We start from the raw sequence: 23,890 nt of genomic DNA, 5'->3' as shown, positions 1-23,890 counted from the left end.
TTTTTCAAAATGGGTTCTTATTCTTTTTTCATTAAATGAGGGTATATATTACATTTTTGAACAAATTTTATTTCAAAGCTACAGTAGACGACCTAGTTAAGAGAGGAGAAGAAATGTTTAAAAAGCTTTTACTTTCTTTACCAGATTTTTCACTTGTATGTATCGTTCTCTACATAACATACACAACTTCTCTTAGTTTTGGGCAGATGTTAGTAATTTCAATTGCAATCGGAATAATAGGTGGCCTTCTTATAAGAATAAGTAAGGATTTATTTACATTCATCAAGTGGACAATCAAACAAAGGAAATCTTGAATATGTTTAATGGCTATAAGTAGAGAATGAAATGACTAAGAAAAAGAATAGAGTGAAAAACGAGATAGTACTTTGGACATTAACAGCAATAGTACTTTTAATTGTATGGTATTTTTTTGAGAAATAAAAACGCATCGAACTTTTAAAAGAAAGCACGATGCGTTTTTATTATTTTTTTTGCCAATTTTCTTTAATAAAATCTTCACGGCCAGATTCTTTTTGCTCGGTAGCATATTTCTCTGGATTCTTTTTATAGAAATGTTGGTGATAGTCCTCCGCCTCATAAAAAGGTGCAGCAGGACGAATTTCAGTTACGATAGGATCTTTAAACATACCGCTTTCTGCAAGAGTTTGTTTTGATTTTTCAGCAAGCTCTTTTTGTGTTTCGTTATGGTAAAAAATAGCTGTGCGGTATGATGGACCTCGGTCGAAAAACTGCCCGCCATCATCAGTTGGATCGATTTGTGGCCAATATAAATCTAATAATTTTTGATACTGGAAAATAGAAGAATCGAATGTAATTTGTACAACTTCTAAGTGTCCAGATGTTCCAGCTTTTACTTGTTCGTATGTCGGATTTTCTATATGACCACCTGCATAGCCAGAAATAACTTTTTGGATACCAGGAAGTTCATCAAATGGTTTTACCATACACCAAAAGCAGCCACCAGCGAAGGTTGCGAGTTCGTATGTTTTTTCGGACATTACTGTAATCCTCCTAAATATATATGTTTTATATAGTATTATATAAATTGTTTTATTGCGCAATAAAAAAGATTTGAAAATATATGTTTTTTATATGGAAAAGCTCCAGCTAAATTCAATTTATTGAATAGGTCTTAGTGATATATATAGGGAAAAGAAAATCAGTATTATTGGTAACAGGAGTTGTGCAACGTTTTTTTCGTAATAGGTTTTTTTATATAAATAAAGAATACCGCGAAAATAAGCATTTGATATCAAAAGTAAATAAAGTTTTGTTTAGATGTGATTCAAAATATTAGTTGGATGAAGAGTGGATTTATTTAAAAAATCAAAAAATATATTGACAACGAAAAGAACAAAGTCCTATAATACGTTTAATAAATGAAAGTTAATTAAGAATATTCAGACTTTATATTTTGTATATGCAAAGAAGAGGAAAGTAGATGATTATGATCGTTTCAGAGAGCTACTCCAAGGCTGTGAGAGTAGTAACTATTGAATCATTGAAGATCACCTCGGAGCATCGCTTGCGAAAGGGAAACTGAGTAGAGAGCGGCGGTATCGTCTCCGGTAAAAGGACGGGGGTCTGGTTGGACCTACAGAGCTTATATTTCGTGAGAAGTGTAAGAAAGCTGAGTGGTAACGCGAAACTCTCGCCTCAGCAATCAAAGCTACTATTAAGTAGTAGTTGATTGCTGAGGTGAGAGTTTTTATTTTAAAAGTAAGTAAGAGAAAAAATGTGTAAGAAGGGATTTGACAAAATGAGAAGTGACATGATTAAAAAAGGTTTTGATAAAGCTCCACATCGTAGTTTATTAAAAGCAACTGGTTTAAAAGATGAAGATTTTGATAAACCATTCATAGCGATTTGTAATTCTTTTATTGAAATTATTCCAGGGCATAAGCATTTGAATGAGTTTGGGAAACTTGTAAAAGAAGCAGTTCGTGCGGCAGGTATGGTACCATTCGAATTCAATACAATTGGAGTAGATGACGGTATTGCGATGGGACATATCGGAATGCGTTATTCGCTTCCGAGTCGTGAAATTATTGCAGATTCAGTAGAAACGGTTGTAAATGCACATTGGTTTGACGGCATGATTTGTATCCCAAACTGTGACAAAATTACACCTGGTATGATGATGGCGGCCCTTCGTATTAACATTCCAACTGTGTTTGTTTCAGGTGGACCGATGGCAGCGGGGAAAACTTCTAAGGGGGAAGTAGTTGACCTAAGTTCTGTTTTTGAAGGGGTAGGAGCCTACCAATCTGGGAAAATTTCAGAAGAAGAGTTAAAGGATATTGAAGATCATGGCTGTCCATCTTGTGGTTCTTGTTCGGGTATGTTTACAGCGAACTCTATGAACTGTTTATGTGAAGTGTTAGGTTTAGCGCTTCCTGGTAACGGGAGTATTTTAGCAATTGATCCAAGACGTGAAGAGCTAATTAAACAAGCAGCAGAGAAATTGAAAATTTTAATTGAGAGAGATATTAAGCCAAGAGATATCGTGACAGAAGAGGCAATTGATGATGCATTTGCACTTGATATGGCGATGGGTGGATCAACGAATACAGTATTACACACGCTAGCACTCGCACAAGAAGCGGGATTAGATTACGATATGAACCGTATTGATGCCGTTTCAAGACGTGTACCGCATTTATGTAAAGTAAGTCCAGCTTCTAATTGGCATATGGAAGATATCGATCGAGCAGGCGGGATTAGTGCAATTTTGAAAGAGATGAGCCGAAAAGAAGGGGTACTTCACCTTGATCGTATAACTGCTACTGGGCAAACGTTACGAGAAAATATTGCTGAGGCAGAGATTAAAGATAAGGAAGTTATTCATTCTCTCGAAAACCCTCATAGTGAAGAGGGGGGCTTACGTATATTAAAAGGAAATCTTGCGAAAGATGGAGCGGTTATTAAAAGCGGAGCAACCGAGGTAAAACGATTTGAAGGACCTTGCGTTATTTTTAATTCACAAGATGAGGCACTCGCTGGAATTATGCTTGGGAAAGTGAAGAAAGGAGATGTAGTTGTTATTCGTTATGAAGGACCAAGGGGTGGACCTGGTATGCCAGAAATGTTAGCACCAACGTCAGCAATTGCTGGAATGGGATTAGGTGCTGATGTTGCATTATTAACTGATGGACGTTTCTCTGGAGCTTCACGTGGTATTTCGGTAGGACATATTTCACCAGAAGCAGCTGCTGGTGGAACGATTGCTCTTCTTGAGAAAGGGGATATCGTTTGTATTGATGTTGAAGAGCGTTTGTTAGAAGTAAGAGTGAGTGATGAAGAATTGGAGAAACGTAGAAAAGAATGGAAACGACCAGAACCGAAAGTGAAAACTGGATGGCTTGGACGCTATGCACAAATGGTAACATCGGCGAATACAGGGGCTGTTCTGAAAATCCCAAACTTTGATTGAGCCAATATAAAAGAGATGAGGAATGATGTGAGATGGTGCAAAATGTGAAGGAGAGAGTGAAGATTGAAGATATCCTTATGGCTCATAATTGTATGAAGGATATCGTCATAAAAACGCCCTTGCAACGAGATAAGGTTTTATCTGAAAAATATGAATGTGAAGTGTATATTAAGCGAGAAGATTTGCAAGTAATTCGTTCTTTCAAAATTCGTGGTGCATACAATTTAATTCAAAGTTTGTCAAAAGAACAATTACAAAATGGTGTTGTATGTGCAAGTGCTGGTAATCATGCACAAGGAGTTGCGTATACGTGCAATTTATTAAATATTCCATCGAAAATCTTTATGCCAACAACAACACCAAAACAGAAAGTGTCACAGGTTCAATTTTTTGGTGGTAGCTTTGCAGAAATCATGTTAGTTGGTGATACATTTGATAGTGCTTTCCAAGAGGCACGGCGCTATTGTGAGGAAAATAGGATGACATTTGTGCATCCATTTGATGATCCGTATGTGATTGCAGGGCAAGGAACAGTAGCTGTTGAAATTATGCATGATATGGATAAGGCAGTTGATTATCTCTTTACCGCAATTGGCGGTGGTGGATTAGCCTCGGGTACTGGTATATATGTGAAGGGGGTAAGTCCAAATACAAAAGTAATTGGTGTAGAACCGTTGGGAGCTGCATCTATGAAAGAGGCTTTTCTTCAAAATGAAAATGTTGCATTAGAGAAAATAGATAGTTTTGTTGATGGAGCAGCTGTTAAAAAGGTAGGAAAGTTAACATTTGAGACTTGTAAAGATGTAATTGATGATATTGTTTTAGTACCAGAGGGAAAAGTTTGTACGACGATTTTGGAACTGTATAAGAAAAATGCAATTGTAGCTGAACCAGCTGGTGCGCTTTCTATTGCAGCACTTGATCTATACAGGGATGAAATAAAAGGGAAAACAGTTGTATGTACGTTAAGTGGTGGGAATAATGATATTGATAGAATGCAAGAAATGAAAGAACGTTCCCTTATTTATGAAGGACTAAAACATTACTTTATCATTGAATTTCCGCAGCGATCCGGAGCGCTAAGAGAGTTTCTTGATAAGGGATTGGGTCCAGAAGATGATATTACTCGATTTGAGTACATTAAGAAACATAATAAAGAAAATGGTCCAGCGCTAGTCGGTGTAGAGTTAAAGCATAAAGAAGATTATGAGCAATTAATTACTCGTTTTAAAGAAAATAATATTCAATTTATGGAGCTTAATAAAAATCCTGTTTTGTTTGATTTGCTTATTTAAATAGAAGGAAAGGGTTAGCATCCAATTGTAATTAAAATAAAAAAGATAGATACAAGCAAGGGAAACGTTGCTTGTTCTATCTTTTTTACAATTAAACTAAATAATTTCCATATTCAAGAAGGATAAAGCAAGTTAACCAAAAGAGTATCGCAATACGAATGATTACATACATAGTGAATTCAAAGATAGTAAGTTTTCGTTCTCGTTTTATTTTTTTTAGAAGTCTAACAGAAAAAACTGAACATAAAAGTAGAATAGCTATAGATATTTTATAAATATTCTCTAACAAACTTACATTTTCTAATAAGTCTTTCAGCATGTTCATTACCTATTCTGTAATGTGTGTTACAGAGAAATGGATCTCGCGCTGTTTAGTTACGTTTGTTAATTATTTTCCCAGTATCATCAATTTCTACATCAGTTGAAACTGTTTGTAAATATTGTAGTGCTTTTTTCTTTTCTTCTTCACTTACAGGAGAAACTTGGTTGTTGCGAATGATGTAAGGGTTAAATGACATTTGGACATCTTCCCCTTTAAATGTTAAGGTCAATACGCCTGTTTCGGCACTCTTTCCACTTACATAACTCGGGAATAAAAAATTACCTAACGAGTATGCGATAGGAACTTTATTATAATACTCAAATCCTTGTAGCCAATGCGGATGACTACCGACAATAGCGTCAGCTCCTGCTTCGACCATTTTAGGTACATATTGTTTTTGATATTCTACTGGGCGATTTGATTTTTCAACGCCCCAATGCATATAAACGATTACATAATCAGCATCTTTCTTTTGCTCTTGAATCGTTTTTGTTACAAGATCTAGATCATATCCGTTTGCAACGCCGGGTTTATTTTCACCAGCTACCCAATTAGAATCAGGCATAAATCGAACGAAGGAAAGGAATTTGAACTTTTTCCCTTTTACGGTCATTTCTCGTGCTGTATATGCATCTTTTGCATTTTTTCCGGCCCCAATGTAAGGGAACTTTAATTTTTCTACGTGAGAGATAGTGTCTAATAACCCCTCTTGCCCATAATCAAGTGTATGGTTATTCCCAATATTTACGATGTCATATCCAGTGTTTTTAATAGCTTGTAGTGTAGATGGATCACTTTTAATCCAAAACAGCTGCCCAGGTGCTTTCTTTTCTCTCGTTGTAAATGCCGATTCTAAATTAACAAAAGAAATATCAGCTTTTGTTATTTCTTCTTTTACATGTTGAAATGGATAATCTGCCCCATTTTTTTCGATTATAGGACGCAATTGCCAATCGAACATTGTATCACCAGAGAAGGTGAGTGTAATTTCCGGGTCTTCTATTTTCTTTTCGCTTTTTGAAGTTGTTTTACTAGATTTGTTTTGCAAATCGGGTTTGTCTTTCGCTTTTGAAATAAAAGAGTAATTGATTAATAAAACAATTGGTGTAATGAAAAAGGCTATTAACAAAAATCGTTTTAGTAAAGTTTTCATAAATACCTTCCCTTTTGAGTTTATCCCGCAATTAGATTAACAATGTATCTACTAAAAGCAAGTTATCGGTCTATGTATAGTTATAAAAATTAAGGGGGATGTAGTAGAAATCATTTGTTAATATTCATAATATTAAGTTAACATATAGGTAACCTATAAAGCAATGTATAAACCAAAATATAGAAATAAAGAATTCGAAGGGTGAAGAATGAGAAATGGTTATATTAGGAGCAGTTGTAAATGGGCTTTGTATTATATTTGGTACTTTACTTGGTAAATTATTTAGTGCGATTCCAGAAAGTATGAAAGGGACGATCATGCACGCAATCGGTTTAGCGGTTACTGTGCTTGGACTTCAAATGGCATTAAAAAGTGAAAATTTTCTTGTCGTGATACTAAGTTTAGTGATTGGTACGGTAATCGGAGAATGGTTGCAATTAGAAGAAAAGTTAAAACTTTTAGGGGATTGGCTAGAAAATAAAGTTGGGTCGAAAGGGAAAGGAAGCATATCAGAAGGTTTTGTAACAGCTACTTTAATTTTTGCAATTGGTGCGATGGGGATACTTGGTGCATTGGACAGTGGAATTCGCGGGAATCATGATATTTTATTCACAAAGGCGATTATCGATGGATTTATTTCTATTATATTAACGACAACTCTAGGAATTGGCGTAGTATTTTCAGCGATTCCAGTTATTTTATATGAGGGTGGTATTGCAGTTTTTGCAACACAAATTAATAGTGTTGTCCCGAAAGAATTAATGAATCAATTTATAGTGGAAATGACAGCTACAGGCGGTATTATGATAGCCGCTATTGGATTAAACTTACTTGGTATTATTAAAATTAAGGTGGCAAATTTACTTCCAGGGATATTGGTAGTTGGGATAATTGTTTCTATTATTTATGGTTATGATTCGATACTAAGCTATTAGGAGAAGAGATATATGGAGGAATTTGGCGAACGTTGGTTACATTCGATAGATTATGGATTTCGAACATATAAAGAAAAGGTACCCACATATATTGCACAGCAAGAAGAAGTGATAGTAGGTTTCGCTTGTTACGATGTAGTGAGGGGAAGGAAAGGATTATTTGGTCCGATGGGGACAGCGAAACAAAATCGTGTGAAAGGTGTAGGGAAGGAATTGTTGCACCATTGTTTATATAATATGAAGCAAGATGGGTATGAATATGCAATTATTGGACAAGCAGGTCCGATTGAATTTTATGAGAGAAGTTGTAATGCGCGTTTAATACCGATAGAAGATAATTGACCAACTCCATATTTGGGAGTTGGTTTTATTATGAAAACAATGTGGAAATTAAGTGGTTTTTGCTAGGAAATATCAGGTTTTGTAATTAATATTACGTATAAATCAAATTACTAAACTTTTTACAAAAAAAGGTGTAGAATGGGTATCGAATGAAAGAAGGTGTGAAAATGGCCAGCTGGAAACGAAACTTAATGATTTGTTGGCTAGGTTGTTTTACCACTGCAGCTGGTATGAGTTTAGTAATTCCTTTCTTATCTTTTTATATTGAGGAATTAGGGGTGACTGGCACTTCTAGTATTGCACAGTGGTCAGGACTTGCGTTTGGTGTAACATTTTTAATGGGTGCGATCGTATCACCGATATGGGGAAAGCTTGGTGATATACATGGACGGAAATTGATGCTTATTCGTGCTAGCCTTGGTATGGCGATTATTATGACGCTTATGGGGTTTGTAACGGATGTGTAACAACTTGTCGCACTAAGATTTTTGATGGGAGCAGTATCTGGTTTCCTTTCAACGGCGATGACATTTATTGCTGCTGAAACTCCGAAAGAGCATTCAGGTTGGGCGATTTCCACAATTTCAACTGGTGGCGTGAGCGGCTCTTTACTTGGGCCATTACTTGGAGGCTATTTGTCTGAGTTAATTGGAATGCGCCATGTCTTTCTTGTTACAGGAGCTTTTTTATTTCTTTCCTTTCTCATCGTCTTTTTCTTCCTACATGAAGAAAATCATTCTGCCAAGGCAAAAAAAGCACAGCCGAAAAAAGTATGGACGATGGTCCCAGCTAAGAATTTAATTATTAGTTTATTTGTCACAACATTTATTATTCAACTTGCGAATATGTCAATTCAACCGATTATTACATTGTATGTAAAGAATTTGGAAGGACCAGGAACATCTCATATCGAAATGATTGCAGGGGCAGTCATGTCTGCGACAGGATTAGCAGTTATTTTGGCAGCGCCAAGACTTGGAAGATTATCAGATCATATCGGTCCTCAAAAAACGTTAGTAGTAGCATTGTTTGCTGCAGGAATTATCTTTATTCCGCAAGCCTTTGTAACCTCAGCGTGGCAACTATTAATTCTTCGCTTTTTATTGGGTATCGCACAAGCAGGATTATTACCTTCCGTACAAACTCTACTAAAACAACATACACCAACCCATGTTACGGGACGCATATTTGGGTATAATCAGTCGTTTCAATTTTTAGGAAATATGATTGGTCCAGTGCTTGGGGGACAAATTGCGGCTCATGCAGGCTTCCAATATGTTTTCTTCTCTACATCATCACTATTGTTTATTGCGTGTATTTGGGTTTATTTTCATAATAAGAACGAAGAGGCATCAGAGAAACAACATTTGGAAGTTAGTTAATAAGGTGAATGAAAAAAGGAAAAGGATGAAGCCATATACGCTTCATCCTTTTTCATTAAAATTGGAGACAAAGATAACTTAACGTACCGAGCTCGTAACTACGGTGAATGACTTCTCCATTATTCTCACCACTGCCCATAGCGATAAATAAAGGAACAAAATGCTCTGCTCTTGGTACTGCTAATTGTGCATGAGGAGCATTTTTCTCCCAATTAAACAATGCATCTTTATCGTTAACCTGCATATGTTTAATAATCCAATCATCAAATTCAATTGCCCATTTTTCAGGTGTGGTTTGATTCCATTTCAGTGCTCGTAAATTATGAACGGTAACGCCGCTGCCGATTACTAAAATATCTTCTTGTCCAAGTCCTTTTAGTGCTTCTCCAATTTCAAACTGTTCTTTTGCAGGAACGAATGGATTTACTGATATTTGTACGACAGGAATATTTGCTTCTGGATACATGCGATGCAGGAGTGTCCATGAGCCATGATCTAAACCTCTCGTCATATTATGATGGACTGGAATGCCTTTGTTTTTAAATTTTGTTTCTAGCATAGACGCAATGCTAGAAGAACCTTTCGCAGGATACTTGATTTCGTATAACTCAGGAGGGAAGCCTCCAAAATCATAAATTGTTTCATATTCGTTATCTGAAGAGGAAATCGTTAATATTTCACTTTCCCAGTGAGCGGTAAAAATAACGATTGCTTTCGGTTTATATGTTTCTCCAAGCGTTTTTAAAAAGCGTGTATAATCTGTATCTTGAATAGCGAGCATTGGTGAACCATGTGCTAAAAATAATGATGGCATCATAATAGAAACCTCCTAAAAATATAACAATTACTTTATGTAAGTAACTATATAATTTTATCTTCCGTTCGTCAACATAATAGTTTGATAGCTAATTAGGAAAGTATGGAATTTGTCATAATGAAAGCAATTGCATATAATACATAATAAGAATAATGAATAGATATTCATTTAGTTAGAGATACATAATAGAGTTGGGGGCTGACGAAATGAACGTACAGGAAAATTTCGTTACGGCATTGGATGGAACGGAAATTTATTTACGTAAGTGGTTACCAGAAGAGGAGCCAAAAGGAATTGTTCAAATTGCGCATGGTATGACAGAGCATGCAGGTGTGTATATAGAATTTGTAGATGCTTTATTAGAAGCGGGGTATGGTGTTTATGTGCATGATCATAAAGGTCATGGAAAAACAGTAAAAAAAGAAGAAGACTATGGTCATTTTGAACCAAATGTAGGGTGGAATCAGGTTGTATCTGATGTTATCTTTGTTTCGGAAATGATAAAAGAAGAGCAGCCATGTCCATTGTTTTTACTAGGACATAGTATGGGCTCTTTTTTATCAAGACGAGCTGTACAACTTAGAGGTGAACTATATGATGGATTTCTTATTTCGGGAACTGGTGGAAATCCAGGACTTTTAGGAAGTATTGGTCATAAAGTAGCAACAATTGAGATGAAACTACGCGGAGCGAAAACGAAAAGTCCGATGCTAAACTTTTTATCTTTCGGAAACTTTAACTCGAATTTTAAGCCAAACCGTACAAAATTCGATTGGTTATCTTCAGATAATAATCAAGTTGATAAATATATTGCGGATCCGTTATGTGGATTCATTTGTACGACGAGTTTTTATCGAGAATTATTTCATGGAGTATTAGAAGTAAATAAATTAGAAGAATACAAGAAGACACCCAAAAATCTTCCAATACATATATTCTCTGGAGATCGTGATCCTGTTGGGGATATGGGGAAAGGTGTAAAAGAAGTATATGAAAACTATAAAAAATGTGGTGTGCAAGATGTAACACTACGTTTATATGAAAATGGTAGACATGAAATGTTCCATGAAGTGAATAGAGAAGAAGTATTTCAGGATTTGATTTCTTGGCTAGATGGACATATTGTATAAGAAGAAACCTCACTTTTTCTAAAGTGAGGTTTTTTAAGGATACGGAGGAATGGATATGAGCGAATTTGAAAATAAAGAATATGTAGAAATAGATTTTCAAGATGTTAAGAATGATTTCTAATCAAACTTTTTATACAGCAACAGATGGTCGTTCATAATAGTAGTATAATAGTGAATGAGGTGTTAATAGTATGGAAGATAAAACATTAGGTTTACTACTAGATGTTGTTGGGGAATTATTTTCAGATGAAATTTCAATTGCCGTTTCGAATACGAAAGAATATATCTACTATCGGCCAAGTAAAAGAATTGATTTAAAGATTAGCGTCGGCGATCCTATAAAGGAAGGAACGATTGCTCATAAAGCAATGGTGACGAAGCAAAAAGCTTCTGAGTTTATTAACCGGGATGTTTTTGGTATTCCTTATCATGGAATGGCCGTACCATTTTCAAATAATGGAAAGCTTGAAGGTTGTGTGACAGCAATTTATCCAGCTTTAACGGATGGAAAGTCAGTCGTTACCTTAAAAACAACAGACGGCTGGATTCCGGTTCCTTTTTCAAAGGTCATGTATTTAGAGGCTAAAGATAAAAAGACGTATGTGAATTCAGAAGAGCTATCAGGAACACATAAATACTCTCTGCAAGAATTCGAATACTTGCTTCCTAAGGATGCATTTATTAGATGCCATCGTTCATTTATTGTAAATGTAAATCATATTAAAGCGATATATCCTGATACTCATTCTACTTTTTTACTTTCAATGGACAATGGTGAGAGGGTACCAGTTAGTCAATCATACGCCAGTTATTTTCGTAAGCTTTTAGGATTCTAGATTTTTCTGCTTTAGAACCTAGATTCGCTGTTCTGTCTGAGTTTTCGGCATTGTATACTGAAATCCCTATTTTGATGGTGTTAATGTGTAAAATAATTATGAATATTCAATGGGAGAGGGATTACATATGGAGAATAATTTGGATAGAATCAGAGATCAACGTCTGAAAGATCGGGTAGTTACACCTGAAGAAGCAGCTTCATGGATTCAAAGTGGAATGACTTTAGGCTTAAGTGGGTTTACACGTGCAGGTGATGTGAAAGCAGTCCCATTTGCGCTGGTAAACCGAGTTAAGAATGATAAATCTTTTAAAGTAAATGTTTATACTGGGGCTTCTTTAGGTTCGGATGTAGATAAATTATTTGCTGAGGCAGGAATTTTAGGAAAAAGATTGCCTTTCCAGGCCGATGCGACTATGCGAAAAGGAATTAATAATGGAGACTTTTTATTTGTAGATCAGCACTTATCTCATACAGCAGAGTTACTCCGTGCTGACGTTATGGATATAGATTTCGCTATTTTGGAAGCGGTTGCGATTACTGAGGACGGAATGATTATTCCAACGACTTCAATTGGAAATTCCTTAGCATTTTCACTAAATGCTAAGTCCATTATTATTGAAATGAATATGGCTCAATCTACACAACTAGAAGGGCTGCATGATTTATATGAACCAGGTAAACAAGGGGAAAGGCTTCCTATTCCGCTCGTGAAAACGGATGATCGAATTGGAACGATTGGTATTCCGATTGATGTTGAAAAAGTGAAGGGCATTGTGTTTACGAACCAACTGGATTCGCCATCGACAATTGTTCCCCCGGATGAAGAAACTGTTATTATGGCACAGCATTTAATAGAGTTCCTTCGAAAAGAAGTAAAAGTAGGTCGATTAACAAATAGTTTAGCACCGTTACAATCGGGAATTGGTTCAGTGGCCAATGCAGTCTTGCATGGAATGCTAGATTCGGAGTTTGAAGATTTAGAAGTGTATTCTGAGGTTTTACAGGATGCGGTCTTTGATCTTATGGATGCTGGGAAAGTTCATTTTGCTTCCTGCTGCTCGATCACACTTTCAGAAGAGAAAATGCAAAAAGTATTTTCTAATTTTGAAAAATATCGTGACAAATTAATGATGCGCCCGCAAGAGATTTCTAATCATCCTGAAATCATCCGCCGCCTTGGATTAATTTCGATTAATACTGCTTTAGAATTAGATATATACGGAAATGTCAATTCTACTCACGTTTTAGGTACAAAAATGATGAATGGTATTGGTGGTTCGGGTGATTTTGCAAGAAATGCACGCTTAGCTATCTTTGTTACTAAATCTATTGCGAAAGGTGGTAACATTTCAAGTATCGTTCCTTTCGTCTCCCATGTAGACCATACGGAACACGATGTTGATGTTATCGTTACTGAACAAGGGTATGCTGATTTAAGAGGGTTGGCGCCAAGAGAAAGAGTAGAACTTATTATTGAGAACTGCGTGCATCCAATGTATCGTGACCAGCTACGAGCTTATTACGAAGAAGCACAAACAAGAGGCGGACAAACCCCTCATGTTTTAGAAAAAGCTTTTTCTTGGCATACGAATTATGCTAAAAATGGAACAATGCTTGAAGCGGTAGTAGAAACTGTATAGGTGCGTATTATAAATGATTGATTTTGAAGTTGAATGCAGTATGTTACCAATATAAAGTGCCCTAGAGGGTTAAAGTTAAAGCGAAAGAACGCCAATTTTTAGAAACGGCGTTCTTTTTCTTTAAATAAATTGTTACAAACCGTTACCCATAATACGCTGAGCCGTTGTAGTTTTATAATAAAGATTTATAAAGTGAAACTTTAATCAGTGGGGGGGCCATCCCACACTGATTATCAGCCCTCACCAATCGGGCGTTTACGGGCAGCCCGACTCCCACCTAACTTCTTTGTTCCACCTGAATTTTGAGGTGGGAGTTTTACTGCCCGTTAATGCGGGATAAAAGTTATCTCTAATCTATGAAAATAAAAGGTTTTTTGAAGTACTTTCCGAATCAATTTAGTAGTTTACATATTGAAGGGGAGGAGAAAGAATCATGAAGATAAGAGAAGCATTATTAAGAGATGCAAATGAATTAAGTGAATTCGCATTATATTCAAAAGCAACTTGGAATTATAGCGAAGAATTTATCTTAGCTTGTAAGGAGGATTTAACAATTACAGAAGAGTACATAAAAAATAATTTTGTATATGTTTTAGAAAATGAAAATACGAAGATTGGATTTTTCTCATTTTTACGTAATGATAAAGCTCTCGATTTTCTATACATTCATCCTCGTTACAAAGGGAAAGGTTACGGGAAAATACTTTGGAAGTTTGTAATAGAGCAAGCAAATGAACTAAGAATAAAAAAATTTACAATTGATAGTGATCCGAATGCGAAAGGATATTACTTGAAGATGGGAGCGAAGTTAATCGGAGAGACGCCATCAACAGTATTTAAGGATCGACTTTTACCTCTTTTACAATATGATGTGTAAAACTATTAATAGTGGGGGAAGCTGAGAATGGATAATGTGAAGAAAAAACAAATATATGAAGCATTAATAAGATCTTGGTCAATAGAAACGAGCTCTAAGTGGACGAATGAGAATCCAGCCAAGGGACAATGTGGTGTAACCGCACTAGTCGTTCAAGAGATATACGGTGGAAAGATTAAAAAGACAAAAGTAGGAGAGGTGTGGCACTTTTATAACATTATAGATGAGCAGAGGTGTGATTTTACAGAGACACAATTTAATGGGAAATTGAATTATATGGATGTGGAATCAAATTGAGAAGAAGCATTTGCAGATACAAATGAAAAACAATATGACATTTTAAAGGAAAAGATAACGAAAGAATTAAAATTATCTTTTGACTCTTAATCTTTAATAAGTTACTATAATGGTGGTAACTTATTAAAGGGAACTTCATAGAGTTGAAAGGGGAAATACTTTTGAAAACAGCTTATGTAAGCGCTACTATTGTAACGATGAATGAACGAAGTGAAGTAATTGATAACGGATATATCATTGTAGAAGATGATCGAATTATAGAAATAAATAACGGAGAAATCCCTTCACATTATGAAGTGGATGAAGTCGTTGATATGAAAGGCAAGTGGCTTTTACCTGGGCTTGTAAATACACATACACACGTTGTGATGAGCCTTTTAAGAGGTATTGGCGATGATATGTTATTACAGCCATGGCTTGAGACGAGAATTTGGCCGCTTGAAAGTCAGTTTACTCCAGAGCTTGCGGTTGCTAGTACGGAATTAGGATTACTTGAAATGGTGAAAAGTGGTACAACATCATTCTCAGATATGTTTAATCCAATTGAAGTAGACCAAGATGCAATTATGGAAACGGTATCAAAAAGCGGAATGCGAGCTGCTGTTTCAAGAACTTTATTTAGCTTCGGAACGAAAGAAGATGAAAAGAAAGCGATTGAAGAAGCTGAGAAATATGTGAAGCGTTATTATAACGAAAGTGGTATGTTAACTACGATGGTTGCGCCGCATAGTCCATATACATGCTCTACAGAAATGTTAGAAGAGTGCGCACGTATTGCAGTAGAAAATCAAACGATGGTTCATATCCATCTTTCGGAAACAGAGCGTGAAGTACGTGATATTGAATCACAGTATGGAAAACGTCCAGTAGAATATGCTGCAAGTTGCGGATTGTTTAAACGCCCAACAGTTATTGCTCATGGTGTAGTATTAAATGAAAATGAGCGTGCTTTTTTAGCAGAACATGATGTTCGAGTAGCTCATAATCCGAATAGTAATTTAAAACTAGGTTCTGGTATAGCGAATGTAAAAGCGATGCTAGAAGCAGGGATTAAAGTAGGGATTGCAACAGATAGTGTTGCGTCTAACAATAATTTAGATATGTTTGAAGAACTGCGCGTTGCAACTTTATTACAAAAAGGTATTCATCAAGATGCAACAGCATTACCAGTTGAAACAGCCCTTTCTCTTGCGACAAAAGGAGCTGCGGAAGTAATTGGCATGAAACAAACGGGATCACTTGAGGTTGGAAAGTGTGCTGATTTTATTACGATTGATCCATCTAATAAACCACATCTACAACCAGCAGATGAAGTGTTATCACATCTTGTATATGCAGCTAGTGGAAAAGATGTAAGTGATGTAATTATTAACGGTAAACGTGTCGTTTGGAATGGTGAATGTAAAACATTAGATGAAGAACGTATTATATTCGAAGCAAGTCGTTATAAAAAAGGTTTACAAAGATAGATATTTAAATGCAATTTGAGAAAGCTATCCTTTCTAGGAAATAGAATGGGATAGTTTTTTTATTGAGCGAATAAATATTCAATGGAATGTCGCATCTTTCTGTGGATATTTCTGCTATAATATATAACGTTTTATAATATTTTATTTTTAAGGAGAACAATTTATGAAGCGAAAAAAGATCCATTTAATAGTAATGGCGCTTGTTACTTCTTTATTTTTAACAGCTTGTAATAATAAAGCGAATAAAAGTGATACAGAGGCTAAAAAACAAGTGTTAAATGTAACGGTATCAGAAGAGATTCCTTCTCTTGATACTGCGAAAACGATGGATGGTACATCAGCACACGTTATGCAGAATATATTTGAAGGGTTATATGTACTAAATGATCAAGATCAGCCTACTCCAGCCGTAGCAAAATCGTTTGAAAGAAGTGAAGATGGTAAAAAATATACATTTGATTTGCGTAAAGATGCAAAATGGTCAAATGGAGACAGTGTAACAGCAAATGATTTTATATTTGCGTGGAAACGTGCAGTTAATCCACAAACGGCATCACAATATGCATACATGCTCTTTCATGTGAAAAATGCGAAAGAAATAAATAAGGGAACAATGCCACTTGATGAACTTGGGGTTAAAGTCATAAATGATTATAAGTTAGAAGTTGAACTCGAACAGCCGATTCCATATTTCTTACAGTTATTAGCTTTACCTATATACTTACCACAGCATGAAACATTTTTGAAAGAACAAGGGGGCAATTACGGGCTTGAACCTAGTAATCTCATATATAATGGTCCATTCGTGTTAGAGACATGGAAGCATGAACAAGAATTTCAATTGAAGAAAAATGATACATATTGGGATCAAAAGAAAGTGAAGTTAGACGAAATAAACTTTCATATCGTAAAGGATACAATGACGGCTGTAAATTTATATGAAGCTGGCGATTTGGATCGAGTGCCTATTAATTCGCAAATTGTAGATAAGTATAAAGGGAATAAGGAATTACACATGTCGAGTGATCCTGGAATTGCTATGCTACGTTTTAATGAAAAAAATAAGGCGTTAGCAAATAAAAAAGTGCGTCAGTCTATCTCATTAGCGTTAAATAAAGAAGATTTTGTTGCTCACTTTATTAATAATGGTGCAAAACCTGCAAGTGGACTTGTACCAGTTGGTCATGTGAATGAAGAGACTGGAAAAGATTTTAGAAAAGAGAACGGAGATATTTCTTCATATGATTTACAAAATGCGAAAAAGGTTTGGGAAGAAGCGAAAAAAGAACTTGGAGTAGAACAAGTAAACCTCGAGTTTTTAACGTTTGAACAAGATAACGCAAAACGTATGGCAGAATATATAAAAGGTGATTTAGAAAAGAATTTGCAAGGATTAACGATACAAATTAAACAACAGCCGTTTAAGCAAAAGTTACAATTAGAACAAACAGGCGATTACGATATATCTATGGTAAATTGGGGACCCGATTATAAAGACCCAATTAGTTATTTAGAGCTATTTACGACGAGTAATCCAAATAATAAAATGAGTTACTCCAATTCTCGTTATGATGAATTAATAAAGAAAGCGAAAAATGAGCTCGTACTAGATCAAGAGAAACGCTGGGAAGCTCTGCAAGAGGCTGAACGTATTCTATTAGAGGACGCTGCGATAGCACCGCTTTATCACATTGGCTCAGCTTTTGTACAAAAGGACTATGTAAAAGGAATTGAAAAGCATCAATTTGGTGGCGTGTATACGTATAAGAATGCTTATATTGATAAGAAGTAAATAAAAAAATCTTACTTTTAAAAGTAAGATTTTTTACAGAGTGTTGGGAAACCCTTTAGGGTTCCCAGCACTCTGATAAAAGAATAGTCATTGACTATTCTTTTATTTATTACCTCGGTATTTTATATAAAACTCGTTAAAGAAGAGGATTTTCAAAACAAAAGTAAACATATTCTTTATATTCAGCAACTGTCATTTTATTTAATTCAGCTAAGTGGCGAACAACAACGTGTAGCAATTGCTAGGGCATGTTGATTTACTTATTGCTGATGAACCAACAGCAAATGAAATTATTGAGTTGTTCCAGGAACTCGCACATCAAGAAGATAAATGCGTAATTGTTGTTACGCATTCACAAGAAGTTGCAAAAAAATCAGATTGAGCAGTTTATTTAAGTAAAAAGAAGTTAGTAGTAAACAAAATTAATAATAGTTAAGAAAAAAGCTACTTTTTTTCTTAACTCACATAATTTTCGAAAATAAAATCTATGGATGTTAGTATTTGTTATTGGAACAAATGTAAGAGTAAATAAAGAATAAGATTTAAAAAAAGTATTTAAAATGACAAACAGACAGGGGAGAAATAGATATAATTAAAATGGTTATTCATGAATATATAGCCCGTATCATCGAGGGGGAAATGTGGTTACGGGCGTTAGGGTAATGCGAGGATATTGATTATATATGGGGGTAAATACGTTGAAAAACATTGAAGTTCTAAATAAATACATTGAAGGGTTTTCTGATGCTCTCCCTACGTGGTTAAAGCATCTAATCGAGGCAGAGGAGATACATCAAAACTATGAGAATGTACAGGTACTTGGTGCATTAAAGACAGATGCGGTGTTGTACTATGTACACTGTACGCTGCAAGTGTTAGATGGGTTGTCTTTAGATGAAGAAGCGTATCGCATTATTGAAAAGGTACTAACGTATAGTGAGCTTGCAAAGGTAGGCTCTTTAAAACAGCGGGAGCAATGGAAGAAAAACGGGATTAACCTATTGGTACATAACGAGGGTTCTGCTGATATCTTTAGTGATATTCAGTTTATCGAACGTATAGAGACAAACTTAAACTCTACTGAGTATTTGTTTGTTCGAGATTTAATTAGAACACATGGATTAATTGGGCAGTATATCCGCGGGGAGGCTCGTTTGGACTCTCATGTTGATTTGATTAACACGTATAAAGAAGAGTACGGAGACGGTAGGTTAAAGGAGATTCTATACTATCTTAACCAATGTATTATTGAGGGCGTATCAAAATCTTTGTGGAGTGAAGTAAAGGACAATGTGAAGATTACAATTGATGGTCTGTTTGATGGCTATGTGGAGCCATTTACTTCTCGCATACATAGACTCACGCCAAAATATAAGGAGTCAGCATTTGAAAAAGATATAATTATGGGGAGCGAGAAGAGTGGCGTTCAAACCTTCTTATCTGATAAGGATTTGTGGTATGTAGAACCGTCTATGCATGCTCTTAGCTTCGAGGATATCTGGACAGTTTTTGTTATGTTAAAGAACGAGATAGGCACTGGAAAGGTTCAGCATATCCATTTCGAGAAATTGATGCAGCAGTTGCACTATGATTTCAAAGGCGAGAAGAAGGACAACGTGTATCGTAAGCGGGTTATTGAGAAGTATCTACGGGAGTACCGTGAGAACGAGAAGCCGGATACAACGCATGTTTCCTTTGAGGTTAAAGTCGATGAAGATATGAAGACTGCGTATGTGTCGTTTCAGTTTTCTGCTGTAGGTGAGGCGTTAATTACCTTCTGTGTAGAGGCAGAAAAGGTAGATATGATGCATGCTCGGGCAAATGTGCTGCTGTTTGATTTCTTCGGGTTACGTAAGGATGCGTATGATAGATTCCATAACGAAGAAGTATATCTGGAGCATATGAATAGTTCGGCTGATGATAAACGAATTATTCTTGATTATATAAAGGGAGATACGATTGTAGATGTTGGAGCCGGTGGTGGTGTCATGCTAGACATGATTGAAGAAGCGAACGAGGATAAACGAATCTACGGTATCGATATTTCCGAAAACGTAATTGATACGTTGAAAAAGAAGAAGCAGAACGAGGGCCGTTCTTGGGACGTCATTAAAGGGGATGCGATCAACTTAAGCAGCTCGTTTGATAAAGAATCGGTTGATACGATTGTATATTCTTCTATCCTTCATGAGTTGTTCTCTTATATCGAGTATGAAGGTAAGAAATTCAATCATGAAGTAATTGAAAAGGGGCTGCAAAGTGCCTAAGAGGTGTTAAAGCCGGGAGGTCGTATTATCGTTCGTGATGGCATCATGACCGAAGATAAAACGTTAATGCGTGTGATTCGTTTTAAAGATGCGGGCGGAATGAAGTTTTTAGAGCAGTATGTCCATGAATTTAAGGGTCGTATAATCCAGTATGAGGTACTTGCAGACAATACAGTCAAAATGCCTGTTAACGATGCAATGGAGTTCTTATATACGTATACCTGGGGTGAGGATTCCTTCGTTCATGAGGTGCAGGAGCAGTTTGGAATCTTTACGCCAAACGACTATAAGGATTTCGTAAAGGGCATCTTTGGAGATAAAGTAAACATCGTTCAAGCTATGAACTATTTGCAGGATGGTTATACAAACCATCTTAGCGAGAAAATCGAGTTTAAAGATGAGTCTGGGAATGCGGTTGCGCTACCGGATAGTACGTTCTTTATGGTTTTAGAAAAGGGGTAATGATGTTGAAAATTTTAAAAAATACAATTTTATTTGTTTTGTGTCAAAAGTGATTTCTATTCTAAAGGGTCTCTCGGTTTATCAAATTACAACCCATTGTACAATCAAACATTTAAACAATCTTATTGAACAGGATCATAGGCATGTAAAGAGACGGTTTGCCAAATTCGCAGGATTTCAAAATCTTCGTCATGCTTCACGTACGATAAAAGGTATCGAGAGCATTCATGCCCTATATAAACAAAGGCGAAGTCTTCAAAGAGACTCCGCCTTTTCAACGTACAATGAAATTCAACAATTACTAGCTAATTCTTAAACCTTGATCCTTATTTACCAACTAGTTTATGCTTTTTTCAAACTTTGCAACAGAACCTACCCTTTACTATTTCTATAGTCTTACTCAAATAAACGATATTCCGTAAAGTCTTGATGGTGATGGACGGGACCCAAATTAAAATTTTTTAAACCTAATTGGACTTACCATTAAGAGAGCGAGGATTAATGTAATCCATGCATTGCTATATGAAAACAATCCCATGCCAGCCAATGGTAATCCAGCAGCTGGAATAGGTAATCCCTTAAAATATCCAATGGTTGGTTTAACACTAAATTTAGCCAATCTTAAAGCACCCATCGTTGGGAAAAGGATAAATGCCAAAGAAGTTAAAACAGATGGTGTTGCTATCGAATGAAATAAAAGTGCAGGAGCAACTCCGAAACTAACAATATCAGCTAAGGAATCTAATTCTACACCAAACTCACTGTTCACTTTTAATTTTCTCGCAATCCTTCCATCAAGAAAATCAAAAACAGCTGAAAAGAAAATGAAAATGGAGGCTACTTCCAAATAGTCATTCATATTCATAGTAATTGAAAAAACACCGCACAATAAATTTCCGATCGTAAATAAATTCGGTATAGCTTTTACCATATGATTGAACAAGGTTGTCCCCCCTAAGTTGATTAAACTGCACATTTATGTAGCATTTTCTATATATTCTTCCGTTATTCTTAAAAATATATGACCACTGTATGCTAAGTGGATTTCGACAAGAGAAAAGCCGATTTCCTGTCCGTTAATAAGGATTCTACCAGCGCTATTTTTGCGGCTCATATGCATAAACTTGTTAAAAAAGAAGTTGTAAATGGTGTTATTATTACAGAATCAGATAAATATGGAACGCACATCTCACGTATTGACCTTACTTTTACAAAGCAAGATAGAAAGCTGGTTTTAAAAGATAAAACAGCTACCGTTATACCTGAAAAAAACCTTACTTTTAAGAGTAAGGTTTTTTTACACATAAATTCTATTAAACAGATTTTAATAAAGAATAAAAATTCGTATCATATGGAATATCATCTTGATACATATAATTTTTTAGAACACCTTCTTTTTCAAAACCTAATTTTAATAGCACTTTATTTGAAGCCTCGTTTTCAAGAAAGACAATTGCACCGATCCGTTTTAAATGTAGCGTGTGGAAACCATATGATAAAACTTCAGAAACCGCTTCAGTAGCATACCCATTTCCCCAGTGTTCAGGGAGAAAGGCATAACTTATATTTGCTCGTTTGTGCTCAGAAGCCCAATCGTGAAAACCAATTGTCCCAATGAGTTCTTTCTTATCTTTTAATTCGATGCCCCATTTTATACCGTTTCTTGCATTGTAACTCAGCTTAAAATTATTAATAATTTGCTTTACTTGATCTACATTCTGTAATGGTTTTTGGCCATAATAGCGCAGTACATCAGTATTAGAAAAACATTGTAGTATACCTGGTGCATCTTCTTCAGTAAGTTCTCGCAAAATGAGTCGGTCGGTTTTTAATATAGGAAACATGCCTTCACTCCATTTCTTTTGAAACTCGAATGTGTTGTTTATATTATAATTTAATCTGAAAATAAAGATTATTCAAGTCGTAAGGAAGTTATTGTCTTGAAATAGATTATAGAATTTATTTTGAAAAGATGTTGGGATGTGAAGGAGCAGAAAGATTTGTTAAAAAGAATTTATAGAATTAATACAAATAATGAAGAAAGGTATTCCAAGTTCAAGTTGGAATACCTTTCTTCATTACCCTACAAATGTTTGATACAGTAAGAAAATATTTAAAACGATAATGAGTGTAGCGATTAACCACGCGATAAATGTTGTAATGCGATGGTTGACAAGCGCCCCCATAATCTTTTTATTACTTGTGAACATGATAAGCGGTACTAATGCAAAAGCAATACCGAATGATAAAACAACTTGACTCATTACGAGAGCGTAAGTTGGGTTTACGCCTAAAGCGATAATAACAAGAGGCGGAATCATTGTTATAAATCGTCGTAAATATAACGGGATATGCATGCGAATGAATCCTTGCATAATAATATCACCTGACATTGTACCGACAGAAGAGCTAGATAATCCCGCTGATAAGAGTCCGATTCCAAATAAAGCAGCGGATACAGGACCGACTAAGTTACTAAATTGATTAAACGCAACATCTAAATCTTCAACGTGTAGACCGTTTTTAAAGAATAGTGCAGCCGCAACAATTAACATGCTTGCGTTAATAGCTCCAGCGATAACCATTGCAATAATAATATCAATGAATTCGAAACGGAAAATCTTTTTCTTTTGTTCATCATTTGTTCCGACTACGCGGCGCTGCGTTAAGGCGGAATGTAAATAGATTGCGTGTGGCATTACTGTCGCCCCTAAAATTCCAGCTGCTAATAAGATGCTATCCACACCTTGGAATTTTGGAGTAAATAGTCCTGAAAGAAGAGGGCTTAATTCCGGTTTTGCGTAAAAAACTTGGACACCAAAAGCGATAACAACGATAAAAATCATCCCTGTAATGATAGCTTCTAACGGACGAAACCCTCTGCGCTGAAATTCAAGAATAATAAATGATCCAACCGCTGTAATTAAAGCAGCTGGTAACATCGGAATTCCAAACAGTAAGTATAAGCCGAGTGCTGCTCCGATAAATTCAGCTAAATCTGTAGCCATAATAACGAGTTCCCCTTGTATCCATAAACCGATGGAAACTGGTTTGGGGAAATTTTCGCGAGCTATTTCAGGAAGGTTTCTCCCGGTAGCGATTCCTAATTTAGCTGATAAAGTTTGGATTAATACGGCCATTAGATTAGAAGCGAGTATTACCCAAAGTAATAAATACCCATATTGTGACCCAGCCGCGATATTGGTAGCGAAGTTCCCGGGATCAATATAAGCAACTGATGCGATAAAAGCAGGTCCTAAGAATGGTAACAGTCTTTTTAACCCTTTTGTTTGTCCGCTTAACGCTAAATGGGCGGATTGAACTGTTGTACTTTGAGAAGGGACTTGTTCATCTTTTGTGATATCTTTATTCATAGTAGTTTTCCCCTTTGAAATCTTAACTTGATGAAATTATTGTA

At 35.8% G+C, this 23,890-nt stretch carries 17 protein-coding genes, 7 pseudogenes and 1 other annotated feature; of the genes and pseudogenes, 17 read left to right on the top strand and 7 right to left on the bottom strand.

The genetic code is table 11. The features are described 5' to 3' along the window. The first annotated feature begins 113 nt into the window (after positions 1–113). A complete protein-coding gene (locus MR065_RS13010) occupies positions 114–314 on the top strand; it encodes a hypothetical protein (protein WP_098990662.1) in 201 nt (66 codons plus the stop codon). Between the two features lie 168 nt (positions 315–482). Here the strand turns inward: MR065_RS13010 and msrA are convergent, their stop codons facing one another. Next, positions 483–1,019, bottom strand: a complete 537-nt coding sequence (msrA, locus tag MR065_RS13005) for a peptide-methionine (S)-S-oxide reductase MsrA (protein WP_242213943.1) — start codon at positions 1,017–1,019, stop codon at positions 483–485. A 418-nt stretch (positions 1,020–1,437) separates the two neighbouring features. Continuing rightward, positions 1,438–1,683, top strand: a binding site (T-box leader). Between the two features lie 97 nt (positions 1,684–1,780). Between msrA and ilvD the strand changes: the two genes are divergently transcribed. Then, positions 1,781–3,454: a dihydroxy-acid dehydratase gene (gene ilvD / locus MR065_RS13000; protein WP_098267430.1), complete on the top strand. Its 1,674-nt coding sequence runs from the start codon at positions 1,781–1,783 to the stop codon at positions 3,452–3,454. 32 nt (positions 3,455–3,486) lie between these two features. Further along, positions 3,487–4,749, top strand: a complete 1,263-nt coding sequence (gene ilvA / locus MR065_RS12995) for a threonine ammonia-lyase IlvA (RefSeq protein ID WP_242213942.1) — start codon at positions 3,487–3,489, stop codon at positions 4,747–4,749. A gap of 91 nt (positions 4,750–4,840) precedes the next feature. Here the strand turns inward: ilvA and MR065_RS12990 are convergent, their stop codons facing one another. Together MR065_RS12990 and MR065_RS12985 are read right to left on the bottom strand one after the other, a co-directional pair. Then, positions 4,841–5,068: a hypothetical protein gene (locus MR065_RS12990; protein WP_242213941.1), complete on the bottom strand. Its 228-nt coding sequence runs from the start codon at positions 5,066–5,068 to the stop codon at positions 4,841–4,843. Positions 5,069–5,120: 52 nt separating this feature from the next. Beyond that, positions 5,121–6,224, bottom strand: a complete 1,104-nt coding sequence (locus tag MR065_RS12985) for a CapA family protein (RefSeq protein WP_098267433.1) — start codon at positions 6,222–6,224, stop codon at positions 5,121–5,123. A gap of 215 nt (positions 6,225–6,439) precedes the next feature. On the opposite strand from MR065_RS12985, the gene MR065_RS12980 reads away from it, so the two are divergent. The 3 genes and pseudogenes from MR065_RS12980 to MR065_RS12970 all read left to right on the top strand — a co-directional run bounded on the left by MR065_RS12980 (position 6,440) and on the right by MR065_RS12970 (position 8,883). Further along, complete coding sequence (locus MR065_RS12980; RefSeq protein ID WP_242213940.1) at positions 6,440–7,159, top strand: DUF554 domain-containing protein; 720 nt, start codon at positions 6,440–6,442, stop codon at positions 7,157–7,159. 15 nt (positions 7,160–7,174) lie between these two features. Beyond that, a pseudogene (locus MR065_RS12975) lies at positions 7,175–7,501 on the top strand (GNAT family N-acetyltransferase); the annotation flags it as partial. A 167-nt stretch (positions 7,502–7,668) separates the two neighbouring features. After that, positions 7,669–8,883, top strand: a pseudogene (locus tag MR065_RS12970) (multidrug efflux MFS transporter). A 55-nt stretch (positions 8,884–8,938) separates the two neighbouring features. On the opposite strand, the gene MR065_RS12965 reads toward MR065_RS12970, so the two are convergent. Beyond that, a complete protein-coding gene (locus MR065_RS12965; RefSeq protein ID WP_242213939.1) occupies positions 8,939–9,700 on the bottom strand; it encodes a DODA-type extradiol aromatic ring-opening family dioxygenase in 762 nt (253 codons plus the stop codon). Positions 9,701–9,906: 206 nt separating this feature from the next. Between MR065_RS12965 and MR065_RS12960 the strand changes: the two genes are divergently transcribed. The 10 genes and pseudogenes from MR065_RS12960 to MR065_RS12915 all read left to right on the top strand — a co-directional run. Then, positions 9,907–10,830, top strand: a complete 924-nt coding sequence (locus tag MR065_RS12960) for an alpha/beta hydrolase (protein ID WP_242213938.1) — start codon at positions 9,907–9,909, stop codon at positions 10,828–10,830. 191 nt (positions 10,831–11,021) lie between these two features. Continuing rightward, positions 11,022–11,666 carry a LytTR family DNA-binding domain-containing protein gene (locus tag MR065_RS12955; protein ID WP_242213937.1) on the top strand — a complete coding sequence of 215 codons (645 nt, stop codon included), beginning with the start codon at positions 11,022–11,024 and terminating at the stop codon, positions 11,664–11,666. A 127-nt stretch (positions 11,667–11,793) separates the two neighbouring features. After that, positions 11,794–13,308, top strand: a complete 1,515-nt coding sequence (locus MR065_RS12950; protein ID WP_242213936.1) for an acetyl-CoA hydrolase/transferase family protein — start codon at positions 11,794–11,796, stop codon at positions 13,306–13,308. Between the two features lie 433 nt (positions 13,309–13,741). Continuing rightward, positions 13,742–14,185 carry a GNAT family N-acetyltransferase gene (locus MR065_RS12945; RefSeq protein ID WP_242213935.1) on the top strand — a complete coding sequence of 148 codons (444 nt, stop codon included), beginning with the start codon at positions 13,742–13,744 and terminating at the stop codon, positions 14,183–14,185. A 27-nt stretch (positions 14,186–14,212) separates the two neighbouring features. Next, positions 14,213–14,572: pseudogene (locus MR065_RS12940) on the top strand (YunG family protein). Between the two features lie 53 nt (positions 14,573–14,625). After that, a complete protein-coding gene (locus MR065_RS12935) occupies positions 14,626–15,951 on the top strand; it encodes a bifunctional S-methyl-5'-thioadenosine deaminase/S-adenosylhomocysteine deaminase (RefSeq protein WP_242213934.1) in 1,326 nt (441 codons plus the stop codon). Positions 15,952–16,114: 163 nt separating this feature from the next. After that, positions 16,115–17,743: a peptide ABC transporter substrate-binding protein gene (locus tag MR065_RS12930; protein ID WP_242213933.1), complete on the top strand. Its 1,629-nt coding sequence runs from the start codon at positions 16,115–16,117 to the stop codon at positions 17,741–17,743. 201 nt (positions 17,744–17,944) lie between these two features. Continuing rightward, a pseudogene (locus tag MR065_RS12925) lies at positions 17,945–18,125 on the top strand (ABC transporter ATP-binding protein); the annotation flags it as partial. A 301-nt stretch (positions 18,126–18,426) separates the two neighbouring features. Further along, positions 18,427–20,472, top strand: a pseudogene (locus tag MR065_RS12920) (class I SAM-dependent methyltransferase). Between the two features lie 79 nt (positions 20,473–20,551). Next, positions 20,552–20,788, top strand: a pseudogene (locus MR065_RS12915) (DDE-type integrase/transposase/recombinase); the annotation flags it as partial. 135 nt (positions 20,789–20,923) lie between these two features. Here MR065_RS12915 and pssA read toward each other — a convergent pair. Then, a complete protein-coding gene (pssA, locus tag MR065_RS12910) occupies positions 20,924–21,415 on the bottom strand; it encodes a CDP-diacylglycerol--serine O-phosphatidyltransferase (protein ID WP_098267779.1) in 492 nt (163 codons plus the stop codon). 150 nt (positions 21,416–21,565) lie between these two features. Here pssA and MR065_RS12905 point away from each other — a divergent pair. Beyond that, positions 21,566–21,745: pseudogene (locus MR065_RS12905) on the top strand (metallophosphoesterase); the annotation flags it as partial. Between the two features lie 40 nt (positions 21,746–21,785). On the opposite strand, the gene MR065_RS12900 reads toward MR065_RS12905, so the two are convergent. Further along, positions 21,786–22,316, bottom strand: coding sequence for a GNAT family N-acetyltransferase (locus tag MR065_RS12900; protein WP_242213932.1), 531 nt, complete (start codon positions 22,314–22,316; stop codon positions 21,786–21,788). A 234-nt stretch (positions 22,317–22,550) separates the two neighbouring features. Then, positions 22,551–23,846 (bottom strand): Nramp family divalent metal transporter, encoded by a 1,296-nt coding sequence (locus tag MR065_RS12895; RefSeq protein ID WP_242213931.1) that lies wholly within the window; start codon positions 23,844–23,846, stop codon positions 22,551–22,553. Positions 23,847–23,890: the final 44 nt, after the last annotated feature.

Source organism: Bacillus cereus group sp. BfR-BA-01383, assembly GCF_022663495.1.
GTDB classification, from domain to species: domain Bacteria; phylum Bacillota; class Bacilli; order Bacillales; family Bacillaceae_G; genus Bacillus_A; species Bacillus_A cereus_AU.
This window is presented reverse-complemented; position numbering and strand designations above follow the sequence as displayed.

Excerpts from the sequence above, each read along its gene's own strand:
- MR065_RS13010 (WP_098990662.1), top strand. The coding sequence starts at position 114 with ATGTTTAAAAAGCTTTTACTTTCTTTACCAGATTTTTCACTTGTATGT.
- msrA (WP_242213943.1), bottom strand. The coding sequence starts at position 1,019 with ATGTCCGAAAAAACATACGAACTCGCAACCTTCGCTGGTGGCTGCTTT.
- ilvD (WP_098267430.1), top strand. The coding sequence starts at position 1,781 with ATGAGAAGTGACATGATTAAAAAAGGTTTTGATAAAGCTCCACATCGT.
- ilvA (WP_242213942.1), top strand. The coding sequence starts at position 3,487 with ATGGTGCAAAATGTGAAGGAGAGAGTGAAGATTGAAGATATCCTTATG.
- MR065_RS12990 (WP_242213941.1), bottom strand. The coding sequence starts at position 5,068 with ATGCTGAAAGACTTATTAGAAAATGTAAGTTTGTTAGAGAATATTTAT.
- MR065_RS12985 (WP_098267433.1), bottom strand. The coding sequence starts at position 6,224 with ATGAAAACTTTACTAAAACGATTTTTGTTAATAGCCTTTTTCATTACA.
- MR065_RS12980 (WP_242213940.1), top strand. The coding sequence starts at position 6,440 with ATGGTTATATTAGGAGCAGTTGTAAATGGGCTTTGTATTATATTTGGT.
- MR065_RS12965 (WP_242213939.1), bottom strand. The coding sequence starts at position 9,700 with ATGATGCCATCATTATTTTTAGCACATGGTTCACCAATGCTCGCTATT.
- MR065_RS12960 (WP_242213938.1), top strand. The coding sequence starts at position 9,907 with ATGAACGTACAGGAAAATTTCGTTACGGCATTGGATGGAACGGAAATT.
- MR065_RS12955 (WP_242213937.1), top strand. The coding sequence starts at position 11,022 with ATGGAAGATAAAACATTAGGTTTACTACTAGATGTTGTTGGGGAATTA.
- MR065_RS12950 (WP_242213936.1), top strand. The coding sequence starts at position 11,794 with ATGGAGAATAATTTGGATAGAATCAGAGATCAACGTCTGAAAGATCGG.
- MR065_RS12945 (WP_242213935.1), top strand. The coding sequence starts at position 13,742 with ATGAAGATAAGAGAAGCATTATTAAGAGATGCAAATGAATTAAGTGAA.
- MR065_RS12930 (WP_242213933.1), top strand. The coding sequence starts at position 16,115 with ATGAAGCGAAAAAAGATCCATTTAATAGTAATGGCGCTTGTTACTTCT.
- MR065_RS12900 (WP_242213932.1), bottom strand. The coding sequence starts at position 22,316 with ATGTTTCCTATATTAAAAACCGACCGACTCATTTTGCGAGAACTTACT.
- MR065_RS12895 (WP_242213931.1), bottom strand. The coding sequence starts at position 23,846 with ATGAATAAAGATATCACAAAAGATGAACAAGTCCCTTCTCAAAGTACA.